The following is a 21,223-nucleotide window of genomic DNA, read 5'->3' as shown; positions in this document are numbered from 1 at the left end:
CTCATTACTGCGCAGAGGCTTGTTTATCCAATACCGCACTGATTTTATCCATCAGCTGCGTATAGCTTTGTATACCACCGGCAATGTAAAGCGAGGCTGAATCAAGATAGACGATATGGTTATTTTGCCATGCTTTAGTTTTATTAATCAGCGCATTATCAAGCACTTGTTGCGCAGATTGCCCTTCAGTACGGCCAATCGCATTATCGCGATCCAGTACAAACAGCCAATCAGGATTCGCATTGAGAATGAACTCAGAGGTCACCACATTCCCATGGCTGCCGGTTTCTGCAAAGGTGGCGGCAGGTTTGAAACCTAGCTCGTCAAAAACAAAGCCAAAACGGGAACCTGGGGTATAGGCTGAAATTTTGCCACCACTCACCATCAGTACCATCGCAGTACCGGCATTTGCTGATTTTTGCTTGATGCTATCAATCTGGTTGGTGAACTTGCTCAGCAACGCTTTTGCCTCGTACTCTTTACCAAAGATGGACGCTAATTGTTCAGTGCGGTGACTCAGGCTTTGGGTAAAGTTTTTGGTATCGATATCCAGTGCAATCGTCGGTGCGATAGCACTGAGCTTGTCGTAAGCATCTTGAGCACGGCCGCCCGCGATAATCAGGTCAGGTTTCGCCTCGCTCAGGGCTTCATAGTTGGGTTCAAACAGCGTGCCTGCATTCAGATATTCAGGCCCACTGTATTTAGATAAAAAGGCAGGGAGATGCGTACTGGTCTGCGGCACACCGGCCACTTTAATATTCAGGGCATCAGCGGTATCTAACACCGAAGGGTTCAAAATGATGACTTTCTGCGGGTTTTGCGGAACCAGCGTTGTCCCTTGCGCATGTTCAATACTGATTTTCGCTGTTGCATCAGTGGTTGCCGATGAATCATCACAACCGGTCATTGCCACCGTTGCAGCCAATACAGATGAAAATAGAGCCAGACGTAATCGCATTTTCTCTCCTGAAAAGTAGGGATTTAAATATCCTTGAGTGCTAACGCTAATGATTTGCATTACTAATGTCGGAATAATACCTATCTCTGCCAGTGATGAACAGGTTAAAAAGCCACTTTAATCCGAGTTCCACACCTCCCATGCAAGTGCCATCTAGTTTCATGACAGTTTTGTGAACAATAGCTAAAGATTTAATAATTAGATTGACCTATCTACGCGGGTAGATACACTAAAAGGGAAGGATAATATTAATGTTTGCTAATGTTTTATTCATATTCGTTCAGCTAACTGACATTTAAGCTGAATGTAAAACCAACAAGCAGACATTCATGCGTGAACATGATGCTTCAACACCAGGGGAACCTTTTTAATGACTTCACTCAATAGCTCGGTAGCAGACAATGCTCCATCAGAGAGCATGGCTGCAGAAGAGCGTTTGGCTACGCCCGAAGGTCGCAAAGACTTTTGGCGCGCAACCTTTTCATGCTGGCTGGGTACCGCCATGGAGTATGCAGACTTTGCACTCTATGGCTTAGCGGCCGGCATCATATTTGGTGACGTCTTCTTCCCTGAAGCAACACCTGCAATCGCTTTATTATCTAGCTTTGCGACCTATTCTGTCGGCTTTATTGCTCGCCCCATTGGCGCACTATTGTTCGGCAGATTAGGTGACCGCAAGGGCCGTAAAGTGGTGATGATTACCACCATCACCTTGATGGGCGCCTCCACTACGCTCATCGGCTTAATTCCAAGTTATGCGTCAATTGGCTTATGGGCCCCCGCCTGTTTGGCCTTTTTACGCTTTATGCAAGGGCTGGGGGCTGGCGCTGAACTGTCCGGCGGTGCCGTGATGTTAGGCGAATATGCACCAGCAAAAAGGCGTGGTTTGGTTTCATCCATTATCGCGCTTGGCTCCAACAGCGGCACATTGCTGGCGGCCTTGGTTTGGTTGTTAGTGTTGCAGATGGACAAACAGAGCTTGCTTGATTGGGGCTGGCGTATTCCTTTCCTCTCCAGCATCTTAATTGCCGGTGCCGCATTATTGATTCGCCGCCATATGCGTGAAACCCCCGTGTTTGAGCGCCAAAAATTAGTGCTGGAACAACAGCGCCAACAAGCATTGGCGTTGGGACGTGAACACGTCGCAGAACGGGATAACCGCACTTTCTGGCAACGTAGCAAATCGTTCTGGATCATGGTTGGCTTGCGTATCGGCGAGAACGGTCCTTCTTATCTGGCTCAGGGCTTTATGATTGGTTATGTCGCCAAAGTGCTGATGGTGGATAAGTCAGTGCCGACCATGGCCGTGTTTATCGCTTCCTGCCTCGGCTTCTTGATTATTCCTCTGGCAGGTTATCTATCGGATCGCTTTGGTCGCCGAATCACTTATCGCTGGTTCTGCCTGCTATTGATGCTCTATGCCTTCCCTGCATTTATGCTGCTCGAAACCCGTGAGCCGATTATCGTGATAGGTACCATCATTGTCGGTATGGGGTTGGCCTCGCTCGGCATCTTCGGCGTGCAAGCCGCATGGGGCGTTGAAATGTTTGGTGTGACTAACCGCTACACCAAAATGGCCGTCGCGAAAGAAGTGGGATCGATTCTGTCCGGTGGTACTGCGCCGATGATAGCAGCAGCGATGTTGACGCTCACCGGCCACTGGTGGCCAATTGCACTTTATTTTGCCGTGATGGCGGGGATTGGCTTTGTGACCACCTTCTTTGCCCCCGAAACGCGCGGGCGAGACCTCAATTTACCGGAAGATGCTATTTAAGCGCTGTTTCGGTGAGTCCAAAGTATCAGCCTCAATGAGGTTGATGACAAACCTCACCGAATCTATCTTGCAAGGTGAGGATAGGCAGAAGAGTAAAGCGTCCGCGCCAGGGATGGCGCGGTTCGAGCCATCAGGGATGATTTTACAGTGTCTTTACGATCTGCCTATTCTCACCGTAGCAGGCACTTTGTCAGCCGTCTGGTGAGCCTCAATGAGGCTCATTCATCCCGATAAGCCTATACTCATCAGTATAGTCAGTCGTTAACCCACTTGAAGCATGGCACGTATAGCGATTTAAACACTTGTTATTTATGGTAATGTAGCTTCGCCCCCCATCTGACTGGGGATTTTCATTTGGATAACTCTATCAGGGATGTTTGGCCGCTGTTTTCAGATTAAGTAGGTAATTTTGTTCAACCCTCAATCTCCTCGTGTAACACGTTCTGATGTGGCCCGAGAAGCTGGCACCTCGGTGGCGGTGGTGAGTTACGTCATCAATAACGGTCCGCGCCCAGTGGCTGAAGCTACTAAGCAAAGGGTGCTGGATGCCATCAAGAAAACCGGTTATCGCCCTAATGGTATTGCTCGAGCTTTGGCCTCCGGTACCACAAGAACTTATGGTTTGGTGGTCCCCAACATTTCCAACCCCTTTATTTCTTCCATGGCGCATGCATTACAACGTGAAGCCTTTACCACGGGGCAAGTGCTGTTACTGGGTGATGCGGGTGATTCTCGTCAACGTGAATTCGAACTTATCAATAATCTGTTGCATCGTCAGGTCGATGGTTTGCTGTATACCAGTGTCGATCGCCATCCGTATATCGAGTTAATTCAGGCCTCCGGCACACCCTTTGTGATGCTTGATAGCGTCGATCCGTCGCAGCAAGTTTGCGCCATTCGGGTCGATGAACGAGGCGCGGCGTTCCAAGCGACCCAACATCTGATTGAACATGGGCACCGAGATATCGCCATTATTTGTGGCCCGCTGGATATGCTGAACACTCAAGATAGGGTGAATGGTTGGCGCGATGCCTTACTGCAAGCAGGGTTAACCGTGCGTGATGAGTGGATTTTCTCCACCCCCTATACCCGCCCTGGCGGTTATCAGGCCGCACAACAGATGCTCAAAGGGCGATTACCGCAAGCAGTTTTTGCCACTAATGAATTACAGGCGTTTGGCTGTTTGCGGGCGATGGCAGAACACCATCTGACCGCGCCCAAAGATCTGGCGCTTATCTGCTTTAACGGCACGATAGAATCAGAATTTAACGTCCCCTCATTGACGACGGTACGTCAACCGGTGGATGTGATGGCGAAAACCGCCATTGAAATGCTGAAAAACTGGACCGGTGAACCGACGATTCGCGAATTTAATTTTTCGCTACAAATCGGTGAATCCTGCGGTTGTTCCAGCAGTAAAAAAAGTTATTTACCTACATAAAAAGATAAAAAAATGCGTTTAATTATTGATTGTGACCCAGGAAATGGCGTGCCCGGCGCCAATGTCGATGACGGTTTAGCGCTCGCGCTGGCCATTGCATCTGTAGAAATAGACTTAGAATTGATCACCATCGTGGCGGGGAATACCCCCAGTGAAGTGGGGTATTCTGTTGCTCATGACTTAGTGACCCGTTTGGGATTGAATATCCCCATCATACGAGGTGCCTCTCAGGCGCTGGTGGAGCCTGCCGCCCCTTGGCGTGACAAGCTCGATAATGGTGTCACTAAACATGGATTAACGGCGCTTTGGCAGCAAACCGCGCGCCCACCTGCCGTCGAGTCCAGTGCACCCTTGGCCGCCCATGCCATCGGTGAATTGATCTGCAATAACCCCGGTGAGATAACATTGGTGGCGATAGGCCCGCTGACCAACATCGCCCACGCGATGCAGCTTTATCCACAAATGGCTGCCTCTGTGGCGGAAATTGCGATCATGGGCGGCGTATTTCATGTTGATGGCTACTTGAAAGACACCAACTTTGGCCTCGATCCTGAAGCGGCCCATAGGGTGCTGACCAGTGGTGCCAACATTACGCTTGCCCCGCTGGATGTCACCACTCAGACCCAACTGCTGCATCAAGATTTAGATAAGATCGCGCAAATTGACTCACCGTTAAGCCGTTATCTGGTGGAGACCATGCGCCCTTGGATCAGCTATTCGATGCAAACAAGGCAGCTCCCAGGTTGTTGGGTGCATGATGCACTGGTAGTCGCTTGGCTACTCGATAAAAGCATCGCTACCACCACCCGTGACTACCTTGATGTGGCACTGGAAGGCGCATTAACACGTGGTATGACATTGCGCTTTAGCCCTGAAAATCTGCGGTTAGATGTGGGCGTGCCGCTCCCTCGGGGCAAACCGGCTACAATACTGCAAACGGTGGATAATAAAAAACTGTTGGATACCTTGTACCAACGCCTAAGTGGTTATCCTTAGTCTGGTTGAGTGCCTGTTAGGCAGGTGTCGACTATCATCTCTATCCCTCTTGGGGCTTTCCTATGCTAGGGCAGCCCCGCTTAAATAGGATCTAACCTAAATTTTGTATGGCCCAAGTGCCTTACCCTAACTGAGATTAATTATGCTGACTCTGCTTCACTTACTCTCTTCTGTTGCGCTGCTGGTCTGGGGGACACACATTGTCCGAACCGGCATCATGCGGGTTTATGGCGCGGATCTGCGCCGAGTTCTGAGTGCCAGTATTCAGAAGAAACCCACGGCGTTTATTGCGGGAATTGGTGTCACGGCATTGGTGCAAAGCAGTAATGCCACAGCATTGCTGGTGATCTCTTTTGTCTCGCAGGGGCTGATTTCACTGACGCCAGCACTGGTGATCATGTTAGGCGCGGACGTCGGCACCGCACTGATGGCGCGGGTGCTAACCTTTGATCTCTCTTGGCTGTCACCCTTACTGATTTTGATCGGGGTCATTATCTTCCTCGGGCAGCGAAAAACCCGTGTGGGTCAGATGGGCCGCGTGGGGATTGGCCTTGGGTTGATTATTCTGGCGCTGCAACTGATTGTTACCGCCGCAGGGCCGATTACCCAAGCTACCGCCGTACAGGCTATTTTCTCTTCTCTGACCGGTGATGCCATTTTGGCATTATTGATTGGCGCACTGTTCGCCATGATCAGTTATTCCAGTCTCGCCGCTGTGCTATTGACCGCCACACTGGCCGCCACTGGCTTAGTGCCACTGAATATCGCCCTGAGCATCGTGATTGGCTCGAATCTCGGCAGCGGTTTACTGGCGCTGATCAGCAGCCGTGGGCAAAATGCCATTTCGCGGCAAGTGGTGTTAGGCAGCTTATTATTTAAAGTCATCGGCTGCATTTTGGTGCTGCCTTGGGTGAATACACTCGCGCAACGACTGATCGGCTTTAACCTTCCGGCTGCCGAGGTGGTCATTTACTTCCACGTATTCTATAACCTGCTGCGCTGCTTGCTGATGCTGCCGCTAGTGGAGGTCATGGCGCGTATCTGTAGTCGGTTAGTCACCGATGCACCCAATACCACCCTGCCAACTGCGCCGCGCTATCTGGATATTACCGCCATCGATACGCCATCACTGGCGCTCGCGAATGCAGTGCGGGAAACCCTACGTATGGGGGATGTGCTGGAGCAAATGCTGTTTCGCTTTAAAGAAGTGCTCGAGGGCAACAAGCAGCAGAAACATGAAGTCAGCTTGCTGGAAGATGAAGTGGACATGTTGTATAGCGCCATTAAGTTATATTTGGCGCAAATTCAGCAAGATGAATTGGGTGAGATTGACTCACGCCGCTGGGCTGAAATCATTGATACCGCCATCAATCTCCAACAAGCAGGCGAGATTATTAGCCGTATGGCCGCTGATGTAGCGGCTAAATCACTCAATGCGCGCAAACCATTTTCCTCTGAAGGGTTTGAGGAGCTCAATACTCTGCATGCCCGCTTGGTCACTAATTTGGATTTAGGCATGTCGGTGTTTTTATCGCGAGATATCAATAACGCCAAACGTCTACGTCGCGCCAAGCATCGCTTCCGCTTGCTGAACCGCCGCTACTCCCATGCTCACGTTGATCGCCTCCATCAACAAAACGTGCTGAGCATCGAAACCAGTAGTCTGCATATGGGGCTATTAGGGGACATGAAACGCTTGAACTCACTGTTCTGTTCCACCGCCTACCATGTGTTGGAAGTGCAGGAAGAGTCACTGGATTAACACGCGTCCTCACCATAAAAAACGGCACATACCGAATGATATGTGCCGTTATTGGATTAACCCCGACTGAACTCAGTTAGAAGTGATATTTAACGCCTAAGGTGATACTACTGTCGCTGTAGCCATTGTTACCCACTTGCTGGCCAACATTCCCCCACAGATTCAGCTTGTTATTGATTTGGCCTTCAACCCCGACTTTCAGTTCCGCCACATTGCCTGCACCCGCTTGTTTCACGGTCATGCCATCCAGTGTGGTGCCGAAATCTTTGGTGTTATGGATCCAATTGGCTTCAACATACGGCTTAAAGGTCGGTGTGCTACCTTTATCCTCCTTCGGTATTGGGCTGATAAATGCCTTCACACCCAAGCGCGTTTGGATATTGTTATTCCCCTCACCCGTCACCACGGTACCGTTCGTTTCAGTATGAGAATCCGCTTTTACCCCCATCCAGACCATTTGGGCTTTTGGCTGAATGAAGTAATTTTGGTGCTCACTTTGGCCAACCTGGAAGGTATAACCACTTTCAACCGAGGCGCTGAAGCCTTTTGAATCATACTTCTCAGTCGTTAAGCCCTCGCCACTGACTTCATTATTAAACCAGCTATATTGCAGCCAAGAATCGACGTAAACACCGGTCGCTTCCCGCCCTTGCTCGAACCAAGTTCCATAGACACCGAGGCTGTAACCATTGGCCGAACCGGTAGAGCGATAACCTGTTCCTTGTGCCACCGAAGAGCTGCTGCTGTTGGCATAACCGGCCATCACCCCAACACGCCAGAGATCCTGCGTATTACGGCTCCATTGCGCCACATCACCACCCAACTGCATGACATAACGGTTATCCTGCGTTTTCAGCTCACCACTGTCATCACGAGAGCGATTATGGCTGCCTTCATTGCGTAACCACAGACTGGTGCTTTTCTCTTCACCGGTAAAGATATCGGTATAAAGCGTCTCACCGGCGCGATCCGCCAGACTGCTGACAAACATCGAATTCGCTGCGGCGAGATTCGCGGTATAACTTGCCGGTTCAGGGCGACGATCATCGGCTTGAGTGCGTAAATACCAGTCACCATCCGCCGGTGAACTCACACCGCCTTGATACAGGAAGTACTCATATGCGCCGGCAACGGCACGGCCATTAAGGGTAAATTGCCCCGCAGAATCGCCACCGACATCAATGATTTTGATGCCCTCAGAGGTTCGCGCGCCGTTCCCGCCAACATTGTTCACCGTGACAAAACTTTGCCCAGCCGTATTACCGGTAATGACCAATCTGTCGGTAATAGAAGCGTCGCCGGCCAAAATGGTGTTAAAGACCACCGTGCCATTGTCGCCGGTATAATTACCGTCAATGGTGAACGTCCCGAAATCACCGCCTGTTAATGCATTTGGCATAATCAGATTGCCACGGTTCTCGACGTTCCCGGTCACTTGACCATAGCCACCTAATGAACCCGTGGACGTGATCAGGACATCACTGACCAGATTAGCCACATTCGACGCCAATGTGACCACCAGTGAACGCGCTAAGGGTGACTCATTCACCGACAAGGTCGAGATGGCTGCTGAGCTGCCCAGTTGCAATAAGCCGTCTTCAATCGTCGTCAAGCCAGCGCTGACCGTACCACTGTCGATTTTCACTGTGCCGCTGCCACGTTTAACCAAGGTGCCACTTCCGCTGATACTGTTGGTTAAATCCCAAACGGATGCCGTATCCAAAATCAGCTCACCGCTGTTAGCAATACTGCTTCCCCCCAGATTTCCTGCATTGTAGGCCGTCAACGCCGTACCCGCATCCGTGGTGAATAGGCCCGTGTAGCCGCTATTATCGGCGGCCAACTGGACATTGGCACTGTTAGTGAGTTGTACGTTGCCGCTACCGGCCAACGAGTTCTGCAACATCCCGCTGGTATTATCCAGATTCAGCAGGCCATTATTGGTTATGGCCCCCGAGCCGAGCCCTTGAACCTGATACAGATGAGCTGTCGCGCCACTGGCAATATCAGTACTACCGGTAAAGCCGCTATTCCCTTGCGTAATGGCCAGTGTACCGCCCATTAGACTCAACTCACCACTGCCGCTCAAAGCACCATCAACCTGACCACCGTTAGTGACGGTTAAATTGCCGCTATTGAAATTCAGTGTACTGCCCGTTTCAGTGGTTAACTGGCCGACGGTTTGTTGAACGCCATTGAGATCCACCGTCGTTGCCGTGCTCATCGCCAGTAGAGACGTTTGTCCCAGCGCTGAATTGGCATCTAGGCGTAAATTGCCTGAACGTACCCATGTCGCGCCGGTATAACTGTTGGTCGAGTTAGAGAGCGATGCCGTGCTACCGTCATTGGCTGAAACGAAAGCCAGATCGCCGCTGCCGGTTATTTGGGAAGAGATATCATTTGACTGCGTACCATTATTGGCCAAGGTTGCCGTCAATATCAGCGCATCATTGCCTGTACTCAGCAGTTCTAATGCGGTCAGGCCATAATTGACATACAGTCCATCAAAGTTTTTCCCCGTGGTCAGGCCGTAATTGAACGAGCCAAGTGCCGCAGGTGATAACGCCCCTGGGTTTGAAACCGACTGATAGACGGTGGTGCTTAACGGATCACCCAATGCATTGGATAACGTCAATTCCCTCCCGGTACCGGTTGCTGCACCGCTTGCCAGACTGACGATGATCTCGCCGTCATCCAGCTCCATGACCGTCCAACCGGTTAGGTCCGGTGTCACATTGGTCGGTAAATTAACGCGGATTTCCCCGCCCGTGGTCGTGTCGATACCACTTGTCGCTAGGGTTCCCTCAGAAGTAATAACCCTTGCATTATCCACCAGATGATTAAATAGCAGCGTGCCACCATTGGTGACTAAGCGACCGATATTCTGTACCCCGTCCGCCACGGAGGCCAAACTACCGCTGGATAATGTCAGCGTGGCGTTCGTCAGCGCCGTTGTATTTAAGCCATCGATATTGAAGGTGGTATTCGTCAGATTAACGATACCGCTGAACGCGCCGCCCACCGCAGCACCGAAGTCAAATACCGTGCTGGCATCATTCTTCGCCACATTCAATGTGCCGTTGCCGGTCAGGATCTGGTTAAACAGCGCGATATCGTCCAGATTCAAAGTCGCATTGGTGATATCCACCGCCACATCGCTTCCCAGTCCGTTGCTGCTGGTCAAAGTAGCATTGCTGCTGTCAGTGACCTGCAAGGTACCCAGACCAGCAACCGTATTGGCGAAGGTGCCGCTAAAGCCGCTCAGCGCCAACATATCCTGCGCGCCTGCCAGTGCGATATTGGCTGAAGCCCCCAGATTATTGGTCGAGGCCACCGTCAGCTTGCTGTTCCCCGCCAAGGCATACTGACCAGCGAAGCCGCTATTGGTGCCGGTTAACGACATATTCGCACCATTGGTAATATCAACGGTGGAGTTCGCCACGCCGCTCAGGGCATTGGCGATGGCACCGCTCAGGCCATTGAGCACCAGATGCGAAGTAGCGGTGTCCAGATTCACGGTAGCAGTTGAAGCGCCGAGATTACTGGCTTGCGTGACCGTCAATGCCCCTGTGGCACCAATATGATGAGCGCCACTAAAGCTGTTGGTTCCGGTCAACGTGACGGCTGCATTAGTATTGATATCGCCAGTGCCACTCAGCACATTCGCCAAGGCGGCATTCGCGCCATTCAGATTCAGATCACCCAGCACATTAATGGCACTGCTGCCCAATGTCCCTGCACCGTTCAAGGTGGCAGAGGCACCCGACGCAATCAGCGTTTGGCCGCTTAAGCCGCTGTTCGCGCCACTGACCGCCAAATCACCGCCATTGATGTTCAGCGTACCGGCACCAGTTAAGCCGCCGGTGGCGCTAGAGGTCCCGCCCGCTGCCAGATTCAGCGTCCCGCCGGCGATATTTAGCGTGTTACTGTTGGTCAGCGCACCCGTGCTGTTCAGTACCCCGCCCGAGCCTAAGGTCACGGTTCCGGCATTGGTGATGGCACCGACCGTTTGCGTATGACCGTTGATATTGGCGCTGGCACCGCTGGCGATATCCAGCAATGACGTCGCGCCGAAGGCACCATTTGCCCCCAGAATCAGCTCACCGGCATTGACCGTGGTTTTACCCTGATAGCTGTTACTGCCATTTGCCAGCGTTAACGCCCCATTAGTGGCATCAATTTGCAAACCGCCCACACCGGAAACCAGTGCATTCAAGGTCTTATTCGAGGACGCGCTGCTGTCTGTTGCCAGTAACAAAGCATCAGCATCGTCGGTTAACAGCGCCAGTGCGCTCAGGCTGTAATTGACATACAGACCATGACTACTGCCGTTACTGCTGGTCAGGCCATAATTATGGGTCGCATTCGCTACCGCCGTGCCGCCCTGCAAGATGGAAGAGATCACGCCTTGCGCACCAGAGGTGACCGAGGTGCCGTTGATCATCAGATCCAGCCCGCTCACATCACCGGTCACGCTAGTGGCGTTGATCAACGCCAGCATGATATCGCCCCTATCCTGATCGAGCAGCGACACATTCGGCGCGATAACCGGGTTTTGGTTCGTCCAACTGTCGGTACCCGTGACACTGACCGTGCCGCTGTTCAGCGCCAAGTCTGTCGCCGTCACCACGCCGCTAGCCTCGGATTGTGGCGCTGCGCCGTCAAAGATCAGGGTACCGCCGCTCAGATCTAACCCGTGCACCGTGCGATCAGTGGTGCCGACGGTAGTGACGTTGTTCGCGGAGAGCTTCAGCGTGGCATTCGCCAGTGCGGCGCTGTTGTCAGCGCTTAAAGCAAAAATAGAGTTGGTCAGATTAACAATACCGCTGAACGCGCCGCCCACCGCAGTGCCGAAGTTAAATGCCGTGCTGGCATCGTTCTTCGCCACATTCAATGTGCCGTTGCCGGTCAGGGTCTGGTTAAACAGCGCGATATCGTCCAGATTCAAAGTCGCATTGGTGATATCCACCGCCACATCGCTTCCCAGTCCGTTGCTGCTGGTCAAAGTAGCATTGCTGCTGTCAGTGACCTGCAAGGTACCCAGACCAGCAACCGTATTGGCGAAGGTGCCGCTAAAGCCGCTCAGCGCCAACATATCCTGCGCGCCTGCCAGTGCGATATTGGCTGACGCCCCCAGATTATTGGTCGAGGCCACCGTCAGCTTGCTGTTACCCGCCAAGGCATACTGGCCGAGGAACGCGCTGTTCGTACCAGTTAACGACATATCTGCGCCATTGGTGATATCAACGGTGGAGTTCGCCACGCCGCTCAGGGCATTGGCGATGGCACCGCTCAGGCCATTGAGCACCAGATGCGAAGTAGCGGTGTCCAGATTCACCGTCGCGGTTGAAGCGCCGAGATTACTGGCTTGCGTGACCGTTAATGCCCCAGCCGACCCGATATGATGAGCGCCACTAAAGCTGTTGGTTCCGGTCAGCGTGACTGCTGCATTAGTATTGATATCGCCAGTGCCGCTCAGCACATTCGCCAAGGCGGCATTCGCGCCGTTCAGATTCAGATCACCCAGCACATTAATGGCACTGCTGCCCAATGTCCCTGCACCGTTCAAGGTGGCAGAGGCAACCGCTGCAATCAGCGTTTGGCCGCTTAAGCCGCTGTTCGCGCCACTGACCGCCAAATCACCGCCATTGATGTTCAGCGTACCGGCACCAGTTAAGCCGCCGGTGGCGCTAGAAGTGCCGCCCGCAGCCAAGTTCAGCGTGCCGCCGGCGAGATTTAGCGTGTTACTGTTGGTCAGCGCACCCGTGCTGTTCAGTACCCCGCCGGTGCCTAACGTCACTGTACCGGCGTTGGTCAGTGCGCCTACTGTCTGAGTGTGGCCGTTGATATTGGCGCTGGCACCGCTGGCGATATCCAGTAATGACGTCGCGCCGAAGGCCCCATTTGCCCCCAGAATCAGCTCACCGGCATTGACCGTGGTTTTGCCCTGATAGCTGTTACTGCCGTTTGCCAGCGTTAACGCCCCATTAGTGGCATCAATTTGCAAACCGCCCACACCGGAAACCAGTGCATTCAAGGTCTTATTCGAGGACGCGCTGCTGTCTGTTGCCAGTAACAAAGCATCGGCATCGTCAGTTAACAGCGCCAGTGCGCTCAGGCTGTAATTGACATACAGGCCCGTGCCGCCGCTGCCGTTACTGCTGGTCAGGCCATAATTATGGGTCGCATTCGCCACCGCCGTGCCGCCCTGCAAGATGGAAGAGATCACGCCTTGCGCACCAGAGGTGACCGAGGTGCCGTTGATCATCAGATCCAGCCCGCTCACATCACCGGTCACGCTAGTGGCGTTGATCAACGCCAGCATGATATCGCCCCGATCCTGATCGAGCAGCGACACATTCGGCGCGACAACCGGGTTTTGGTTCGTCCAACTGTCGGTACCCGTGACACTGACCGTGCCGCTGTTCAGCGCCAAGTCTGTCACCGTCACCACGCCGCTAGCCTCGGATTGTGGCGCAGCACCGTCAAAGATCAGGGTGCCGCCACTCAGATCTAACCCGTGCACCGTGCGATCAGTGGTGCCGACGGTGGTGACGTTGTTCGCGGAGAGCTTCAGCGTGGCATTCGCCAGTGCGGCGGTGTTGTCAGCGCTTAAAGCAAAAATAGAGTTGGTCAGGTTAACGATACCGCTGAACGCGCCGCCCACCGCAGTGCCGAAGTTAAATGCCGTGCTGGCATCGTTCTTCGCCACATTGAGTGTGCCGTTGCCGGTCAGCGCGTGATCAAACAGCGCGATATCAGCCAGATTCAAAGTCGCGTTCGCGATATCCACCGCCACATCACTTCCCAGTCCGTTGCTGCTGGTCAAAGTAGCATTGCTGCTGTCAGTGACCTGCAAGGTACCCAGACCAGTAACCGTATTGGCGAAGGTGCCGCTAAAACCGCTCAGCGCCAACATATCCTGCGCGCCTGCCAGTGCGATATTGGCTGAAGCCCCCAGATTATTGGTCGAGGCCACCGTCAGCTTGCTGTTCCCCGCCAAGGCATACTGACCAGCGAAGCCGCTATTGGTGCCGGTTAACGACACATTCGCACCATTGGTAATATCAACGGTGGAGTTCGCCACGCCGCTCAGGGCATTGGCGATGGCACCGCTCAGGCCATTGAGCACCAGATGCGAAGTAGCGGTGTCCAGATTCACGGTAGCAGTTGAAGCGCCAAGATTACCGGCTTGCGTGACCGTTAATGCCCCAGCCGACCCGATATGATGAGCGCCACTAAAGCTGTTGGTTCCGGTCAGCGTGACTGCTGCATTAGTATTGATATCGCCAGTGCCACTCAGCACATTCGCCAAGGCGGCATTAGCGCCATTTAGATTCAGGTCACCCAGCACATTAATGGCACTGCTGCCCAATGTCCCTGCACCGTTCAAGGTGGCAGAGGCACCCGACGCAATCAGCGTTTGGCCGCTTAAGCCACTGTTCGCGCCACTGACCGCCAAATCACCGCCGTTGATGTTCAGCGTACCGGCACCGGTTAAGCCGCCGGTGGCGCTAGAAGTGCCGCCCGCAGCCAAGTTCAGCGTGCCGCCGGCGAGATTTAGCGTGTTACTGTTGGTCAGCGCACCCGTGCTGTTCAGTACTCCGCCTGAGCCTAACGTCACGGCACCGGCGTTGGTCAGTGCGCCTACTGTCTGAGTGTGGCCGTTGAGATTAGTTTGGGTGTTTAACGCCGTATTTAAGGCTGAAGTCGCCCCCAGTGCATTATCACTCCCCAGATTCAAAATGCCGCCATTTACGGTGGTCGTGCCGGTGTAATCGTTAGTGGCATTGGTTAGCGTCAATTCGCTGTTATCCGCACCAATAATCAGGCTGCCCGCACCGGTCAATTTTGCCAGTAAGTTGTGATCGGCATTGACAGCGCCCGCAGATGTGAGGGTTAAACTTTGTCCAAGCAGTAATTCCAGTTCTGTCAGGGTTGATGCCACACTCAAGCCACTGCCTTCGCTGGTCAGCGCATAATCATACAGCGCCTGTGCTACCGTATTCCCGCCTTGAACAACACTTTCTTCGGCCCCATTCCCCAAGCTATTGCCCGCAAGATCCTGCAATGTGAGTCGTGCTAAATCAGTTGCCGACAGGGCATTGGTGCTGTTAATGAGTTGGGACGAACTGCCCGTATCTTGATCGAGTAAATTCCCGCCAGTACTCACCCCAGGAGCGACTTTAACCACACTGTCATTGGTCACCGCCAGTGTGTCGGTCGTGATTGAACTCCCAGCCGCAAATTCAGTCGTTCCGCCATTAAGGGTGACGTTACCGATCGTTTGATTGCCCACACCAACCGCAACCGAGGTGTCTGTGGAGGCAATCAAGGTCGCATGATTTAATGCCCCGCTATTGGTACCACTGAGGTTAAAAGTGGCGTTTTGCATATTCACCGTACCGGCAAATGCTGTACCGGTATTACTGCCAAAATCAAAGGCGCTATTGACCGTATTCGCGATATTCAACGCGCCGGTGCCGGTCAATGCATTATTAGTCGCCGCCACTCCATTGAGATTGAATGTGCCATCGAGAGCAATCGCCGCCGTGCCTAACTGATTGCTATTGCTTGCCGTCAGGGTGCCGCTCTGTTTGACCTGCCAATCACCCGCAAAATTACTCGACTGGCTCAAGGCAACATTCGCACCGCTGTTGATGATGGCTGAACCATCACCTCCCGCGAGATGGCCTAATGACGCATTCAGCGTGCCATTGAATGCACTGCCAAACAGCAGATCGCTGGCGCCGTCAACAGTGATCACGCCGCTGCCGATGTTAGTGTCAGAGACAAGGGTAATCAGGCTGTTCGCCAGATTAATATTGGTAAAACCTTGCAGGGAAGTGTCTGCCGCCAAGGTGTCAGTTGACGCATTGAAATTGAGTGTATTGGTGCCAGTACCCGCATTCAGAGAACCTAAATAGGTACTGCCCACGGTCATATTATTGATGGTAAAAGTATCATCACCCACACCGGTGGTAATGGATGACACTTGAGCGCCATTCTGTATGGTGACGTTATTATTACCGGCCCCCAGATTAATCGCGCCATTGCTTTGCGAGGTACTACCAAGAACCAAGGTATCGTTACCGGCACCGGTGGTTAATGTGCCATTTAATATCGCATTATTATTAATGGTGTTCGCCGCTGTTCCGGCAAAGTTTACCGCACCATTAATGGTACCGTTGTTCGTCAGTGTCTTGGCGGTTGTCCCAGTGAAATTAATTGCCGTCGCCCCGGCGGCATTGATCTGAGCATCGGCACCGATGGTGGTGGTGGTTACGGCACCATCGGTCACCTGTAACCCTGTACCGCCGCTGTTGGTGACATTGATATGCAGATTCGAATCGGACAGGTCAACCCCGCCACCGGTGGCATTGATCCCCGTTCCCGCGCCAGACACATTGATATCTAACGCATCCGGATTTAACGCACTGACATCCGTATTCGCCGCAGTAATCCCGATCCCCGTCCCCGTGACATTGATCGTATTACGGCCATTAACCCCCTCTGCAAAGGTCAAACCGGCCAGACTGGTTAACCCCGTACCATTTGTCACGTTGAAGGTGACATGTCTCAGGGCCAGATTGATACCTGCCGCTTTGGCGAAAGCCGCCCCGGTACCGTTGAGATTTAAAATCAAATCCGTTAAGGCGTGATTACCACTTGTGCCCGCAAATGTCAGCCCAGTAGCAACGCCCGTCGTCGTAATGGTCCCACCGACCAAATTCAATAACGTATTCGACAGAACGTTAACGCCCGTTCCCGCACTGGCATTGATGGTACCGCCGGTATTATCCACGCTAATGGTTTGTGATGGGCCAGAAGTGGCACTTGAGGAGAGGGCAATCCCGGCAGTAGTGCTATTAATTGTGCCTTTGTTGGCGACATTGATGGTTGCGGTTCCGGTATTGGTTGCCGATATTCCCGTGGCGGCAGTAATGGTCCCTGTGGCTTTATTCTCCAACACGACATTCCCGCTGCCCGCATGGGAGGCTGAAATACCGGCTGTGGCGACATTCATGGCCGCGCCAGAACTGATATAGATCCCGCTGGTATTAGCCGCACCGGTTTTGGTGGCTAAAATCCCAGCCGCCGTGGTATTCAAAATAGAACCGGTCGCCAGATTGTAAATAACATCCGCCGTCCCAGTGGCGCCATTATTGATGCCCGCTGTATTCGTGGTCGCGTTATCGATGGCATTCCCAGCGATAACACCGCCACCGGTCGCCCGCGCCCGCAAAATTATTTTTGCGCCATCACCAAAACCGGTGCCTGAATTATAACTCCCAATGGTGATGCCTCGGTTATTCGTCGCGCCACTGAGAACGTTCTGATTGGCAATCAGTTCAAATGAGGCGTTATCGGCAAAATTATAGGCAAAAGCATAGGCCCCCGTATTCGTGATACTTGCTGCCGACCCCGTTCTATTGATGATGACATCAGCGCCACTGAGAAAATCCATGGTGGCGGTATTGACTGCCGCACCCGCATTTTGGAAAGAGATGCCGCCCCCTAAATGCGTGACATGAAATCGGCCGGTATACCTCACTTTGTTAACTTCGCCAATTTCCTGGTCTCTATCGTTAACAACCACATCTGACAGAATATTACCGAACGTTAAGATACTGTTGGTGGATGCGCCATTGGTATCCATAAAAGCAAGCTGGGACGTACCCAGAGTGCCGATATTGTCATAGATAACATTCACCGCCGTATTCACGCCAGTTAGGTAAACCATACTGTAATAGTTGGCCGTGGTGATTTTGGACATATTCTGAAGCGTTAATGTCCCAGTACCCGACGAAACCGCTAAGCCATTGACGACCGTATTGGCAACAGTCAAACCATATAAGCCATTGCCGTCAATCACGACATTATGACTCGCCATATTGACGGTGAGTACTTGAGTCAGTGCAATGTCCGCACCCAGAATAATTTTATCGTAAGTGCCGTTTGATAACGCGGTTAACAGGGCCGCTTGGGTTGTGACGGTGATATCGACAGCCTGTGCAGGATTAACGCCGAATAAACTAAAGCTGCCGATTGATAAAGCTAAAAGACTTTTTCTAAAGAGGTGACTTATACCATTTTTAGCAAGGGTATTTGACTGTGTATTACCGTTTAATGAGTGACCGACACTTTTGGCTTTAGCGGTGCGCTTTGCCAGTTCACCCACAACAATCCATATGTTTAGGACTGAATTCCAAATCACTTTAAAGAATTTATTCATATAGTTCCTTAACAAATAATAATTTGCTAAAAAAGAGGTCAGCAAAACCCAATCCTTTTACTTGGCAATAAAAGCGATGTCGTACCGAGCAATACAATCAAGTCAGGATTTAGTTTTTAAATAGGAGGGGCACTAAACACACGGAAAAGTCACAAACCAATAACAATTGGTTTATCAATTTCTATTGATAAACGAATAACTTAAGCCGATGAGTCTAGCCAACTTACATGAGTTTATTTATACGGCTGTTTTTATTTAAGAACAATATTCTGATTAAAAATAATTATTTTGATAAAGGGAAATTAATGAAAATTAAATTCTAATAATTAAATCAATAACCCGCATCTCAATCAGATAAAAACCATGCAGCGAATTAAATCACTGGTTATTTAATTTATTATAGTTTAAAAGGCTAATTTTAACATTTATGTAAACAGGAAAAATCGCACACTAAAATAATTAATTCCTACATTAAATAGGAAAATTCATATTAAACATTCACATAGTTACTCTGTCAGCAAAGTAAATGCTTCCCTCTAAATTAAAAAATGGTAAAGCGGCCATTCTTCGACATATTCTGAATATAGAATCGATAAATGGCAGGCAGTTTTGATAACTCACATCCTTTCTATTTCCTAAACAGTTAAATATATTTAACAGAGAAAAATGCCCCGATAACCATCAAATTAGGTTATTGGGGCATTTTTCATTTCGCGGGATAATCGCTTACGTATTTATTTTTGCAAATGTAGCGTGGTCATACAGGTTTGGCTCTCGGCTTGAGTGGCAAAAGGGGATACCGCTTTTAGCCCTTGATAGCTAACTTCAATGGTGCCTTCGATATTACGTGGCAACCAAACACCGATAAAACCATTGGAATAACTGGTGAGTTTATCCTGCACGATCACCTTCCCTGTGTTATCGGTAATTTTCACATCAAAGGTGGTCTCGGCCATTTCACCGCGACAGCCAGACAAACTGTGATTAAAACAGGGGTGAGTTTGATTCACGAAAGGGGCAAACGAGAGATAAAACTTATCACCCAGCGGGAAAGTGAATTGCTGTTGCCCATCAGATAATTTAAGTTCGGTACCTGTTACCGAAGCTGAATAAGGCAGAGGACGCGCTTGCTTTGACTGATCAATGGCATCAATCATCTGCTCAGTGGTTTTTCCTGCTAAACCCTGTTGTGCGAGGAACTCACGTTCTGCGCTGGAGGTCGATTGCGCGGCAGCGAAATGGCTAAAGGTGATAGCGGTTAAAGCAACAATAGCCAGTCGGGCGGCTTGGGCGAAGGTCTTTTTCACAGTCATGATGTCCTTTCGATAAGAGTAAAATAATGAGATGAAGGGGAATAATGACGCTTAATCTAAGCCCTCCCCTTAGGGGAGGGTCAAAGCTAGATTTGCATAGAAAGGTAAGTGATTGTATAGAAATGGTTTTTATTGATTTAAATCAAATTTCATCCGTGATATTCCGCACAGTTTGGGTTAATGAATATCCGGATGTTGAGCAATCAGATTTTTACGTTTTTTCTCTAACTCAGCGATTTGCTGATCAATATCTTCAATATTCTGCTCGATATGATCATGGTGTTCCTGCAAGATCTCTTTGGCTTCTGCTCTATCAGATGCCGCCGGAGTGGCACCTTTCAGCGGCTTATTGGCGGTTTCCTTCATAAATACCCCAGTCATTAATCCAATCAGTGCCACCACCATCAGGTAGTAAGCGGGCATATACAGATTCTGAGTGGTTTCAACCAACCAAGCCGCCGCGGTTGGCGTCAAACCTGCCACCAGCACTGAAATATTAAACGCAATGGCCAAAGCGCTATAGCGAATATGGGTTGGGAACATGGCCGGTAATATGGAAGCCATCACACCGGTGAAGCAATTAAGTAAAATCGCTAAAATCAGCAGACCACAAAATATCAAACCGATAATGCCGCTATTGATCAGGATAAAGCTGGGGATCGCGAGAATAAATAGCCCAACGCTACCCACGATAATAAAGGGTTTACGGCCATACCTGTCGCTCATTAACCCCATCACGGGTTGGACAAATAACATCCCGAGCATGATAGCGATAATAATTAATACGCCGTGATCTTCAGAATAATGCAGGCTATGGGAGAGATAGCTCGGCATATAAGTGAGTAGCATGTAATAAGTAACATTGGTCGCTATCACGATACCGACACAAATCGTCAGATTCCGCCATTGCTTGGTGAGAATCTCACGGAAAGACACTTTCGGCGGCTGCGCAATACTGTTACGCGAATCGCTGTCAATTTTATCCACATGCTGCTGAAAAGTTGGCGTTTCTTCCAAGGCATTACGCAGGTAAATACCAATCAGCCCTAATGGTGCTGCAATGAAGAAAGGTATCCGCCAGCCCCATTCTAGGAACTCAGTCTCGCCCACAATGCTGGAAATCAGCAGCACGACCCCTGCCCCTAACACAAAACCGGCAATGGAGCCGAAATCCAGCCAACTGCCGAGGAATCCTCGTTTTCTGTCCGGTGAGTATTCAGCCACAAAAATAGCGGCTCCCGTATACTCGCCCCCCACAGAGAAACCCTGCGCCAGTTTTGCCAATAACAGCAGTATCGGTGCCCAAATTCCGATCGAGGCATAGGAGGGAATCAAGCCGATACAGAAGGTACTGACTGACATAATAATGATGGTGATAGACAAGACTTTTTGTCGCCCATACTTATCACCCAATGCACCAAAGAATAGGCCACCAAGGGGACGAACCAAGAAAGGCACGGAGAACGTCGCCAGTGCGGCGATCATCTGGATACCCGGATCTGCGCCGGGGAAAAATACCTGTCCAAGGGCAAAGGCAACGAAACCGTAAACCCCGAAATCGAACCACTCCATGGCGTTACCCAACGCCGCAGCAGTAATCGCTTTCTTCAATTTGACGTCATCAATAATCGTAATATCGTTGATTTGCAGCGGTTGAACGCTCTTTTTTCTGAATCCCATTTTTCTTCCTTATTTACCCTGTAGTCCTAGGGACTAAAGCCAAACCCAATGAATGAGGGAAAT

Annotated in this window: 8 protein-coding genes; 4 read left to right on the top strand and 4 right to left on the bottom strand. The window is 51.1% G+C overall.

The window, feature by feature from the left end:
* Nucleotides 1–4: 4 nt before the first annotated feature.
* Nucleotides 5–958 (bottom strand): siderophore ABC transporter substrate-binding protein, encoded by a 954-nt coding sequence (locus tag DA391_RS03240; RefSeq protein WP_108087366.1) that lies wholly within the window; start codon nucleotides 956–958, stop codon nucleotides 5–7.
* 370 nt (nucleotides 959–1,328) lie between these two features.
* Here DA391_RS03240 and DA391_RS03235 point away from each other — a divergent pair, with 370 nt between their 5' ends.
* From DA391_RS03235 to DA391_RS03220, 4 genes are all read left to right on the top strand, one after another.
* Nucleotides 1,329–2,732 carry an MFS transporter gene (locus tag DA391_RS03235; protein ID WP_050083689.1) on the top strand — a complete coding sequence of 468 codons (1,404 nt, stop codon included), beginning with the start codon at nucleotides 1,329–1,331 and terminating at the stop codon, nucleotides 2,730–2,732.
* 472 nt (nucleotides 2,733–3,204) lie between these two features.
* The gene (locus DA391_RS03230) at nucleotides 3,205–4,173 is read left to right on the top strand and encodes a LacI family DNA-binding transcriptional regulator (protein WP_240624823.1); all 969 of its coding nucleotides are present in this window, start codon (nucleotides 3,205–3,207) and stop codon (nucleotides 4,171–4,173) included.
* A 12-nt stretch (nucleotides 4,174–4,185) separates the two neighbouring features.
* A complete protein-coding gene (locus DA391_RS03225) occupies nucleotides 4,186–5,169 on the top strand; it encodes a nucleoside hydrolase (protein ID WP_108087364.1) in 984 nt (327 codons plus the stop codon).
* A gap of 142 nt (nucleotides 5,170–5,311) precedes the next feature.
* A complete protein-coding gene (locus DA391_RS03220; protein ID WP_050083686.1) occupies nucleotides 5,312–6,931 on the top strand; it encodes a Na/Pi cotransporter family protein in 1,620 nt (539 codons plus the stop codon).
* Nucleotides 6,932–7,007: 76 nt separating this feature from the next.
* Here DA391_RS03220 and DA391_RS03215 read toward each other — a convergent pair whose 3' ends face one another.
* The 3 genes from DA391_RS03215 to proP form a co-directional block, all read right to left on the bottom strand.
* Nucleotides 7,008–18,167: an autotransporter outer membrane beta-barrel domain-containing protein gene (locus DA391_RS03215; protein ID WP_108087363.1), complete on the bottom strand. Its 11,160-nt coding sequence runs from the start codon at nucleotides 18,165–18,167 to the stop codon at nucleotides 7,008–7,010.
* Between the two features lie 734 nt (nucleotides 18,168–18,901).
* The gene (gene cueP, locus DA391_RS03210) at nucleotides 18,902–19,474 is read right to left on the bottom strand and encodes a copper-binding periplasmic metallochaperone CueP (RefSeq protein ID WP_050083685.1); all 573 of its coding nucleotides are present in this window, start codon (nucleotides 19,472–19,474) and stop codon (nucleotides 18,902–18,904) included.
* Between the two features lie 183 nt (nucleotides 19,475–19,657).
* A complete protein-coding gene (gene proP, locus DA391_RS03205) occupies nucleotides 19,658–21,160 on the bottom strand; it encodes a glycine betaine/L-proline transporter ProP (RefSeq protein WP_050083682.1) in 1,503 nt (500 codons plus the stop codon).
* Nucleotides 21,161–21,223: the final 63 nt, after the last annotated feature.

The organism is Yersinia massiliensis (assembly GCF_003048255.1).
In the GTDB taxonomy this organism is placed as follows: Bacteria; Pseudomonadota; Gammaproteobacteria; order Enterobacterales; family Enterobacteriaceae; genus Yersinia; species Yersinia massiliensis_A.
Note: the sequence above shows the minus strand (reverse complement) of the source record. Positions and strands in the feature narration are given on the sequence as shown.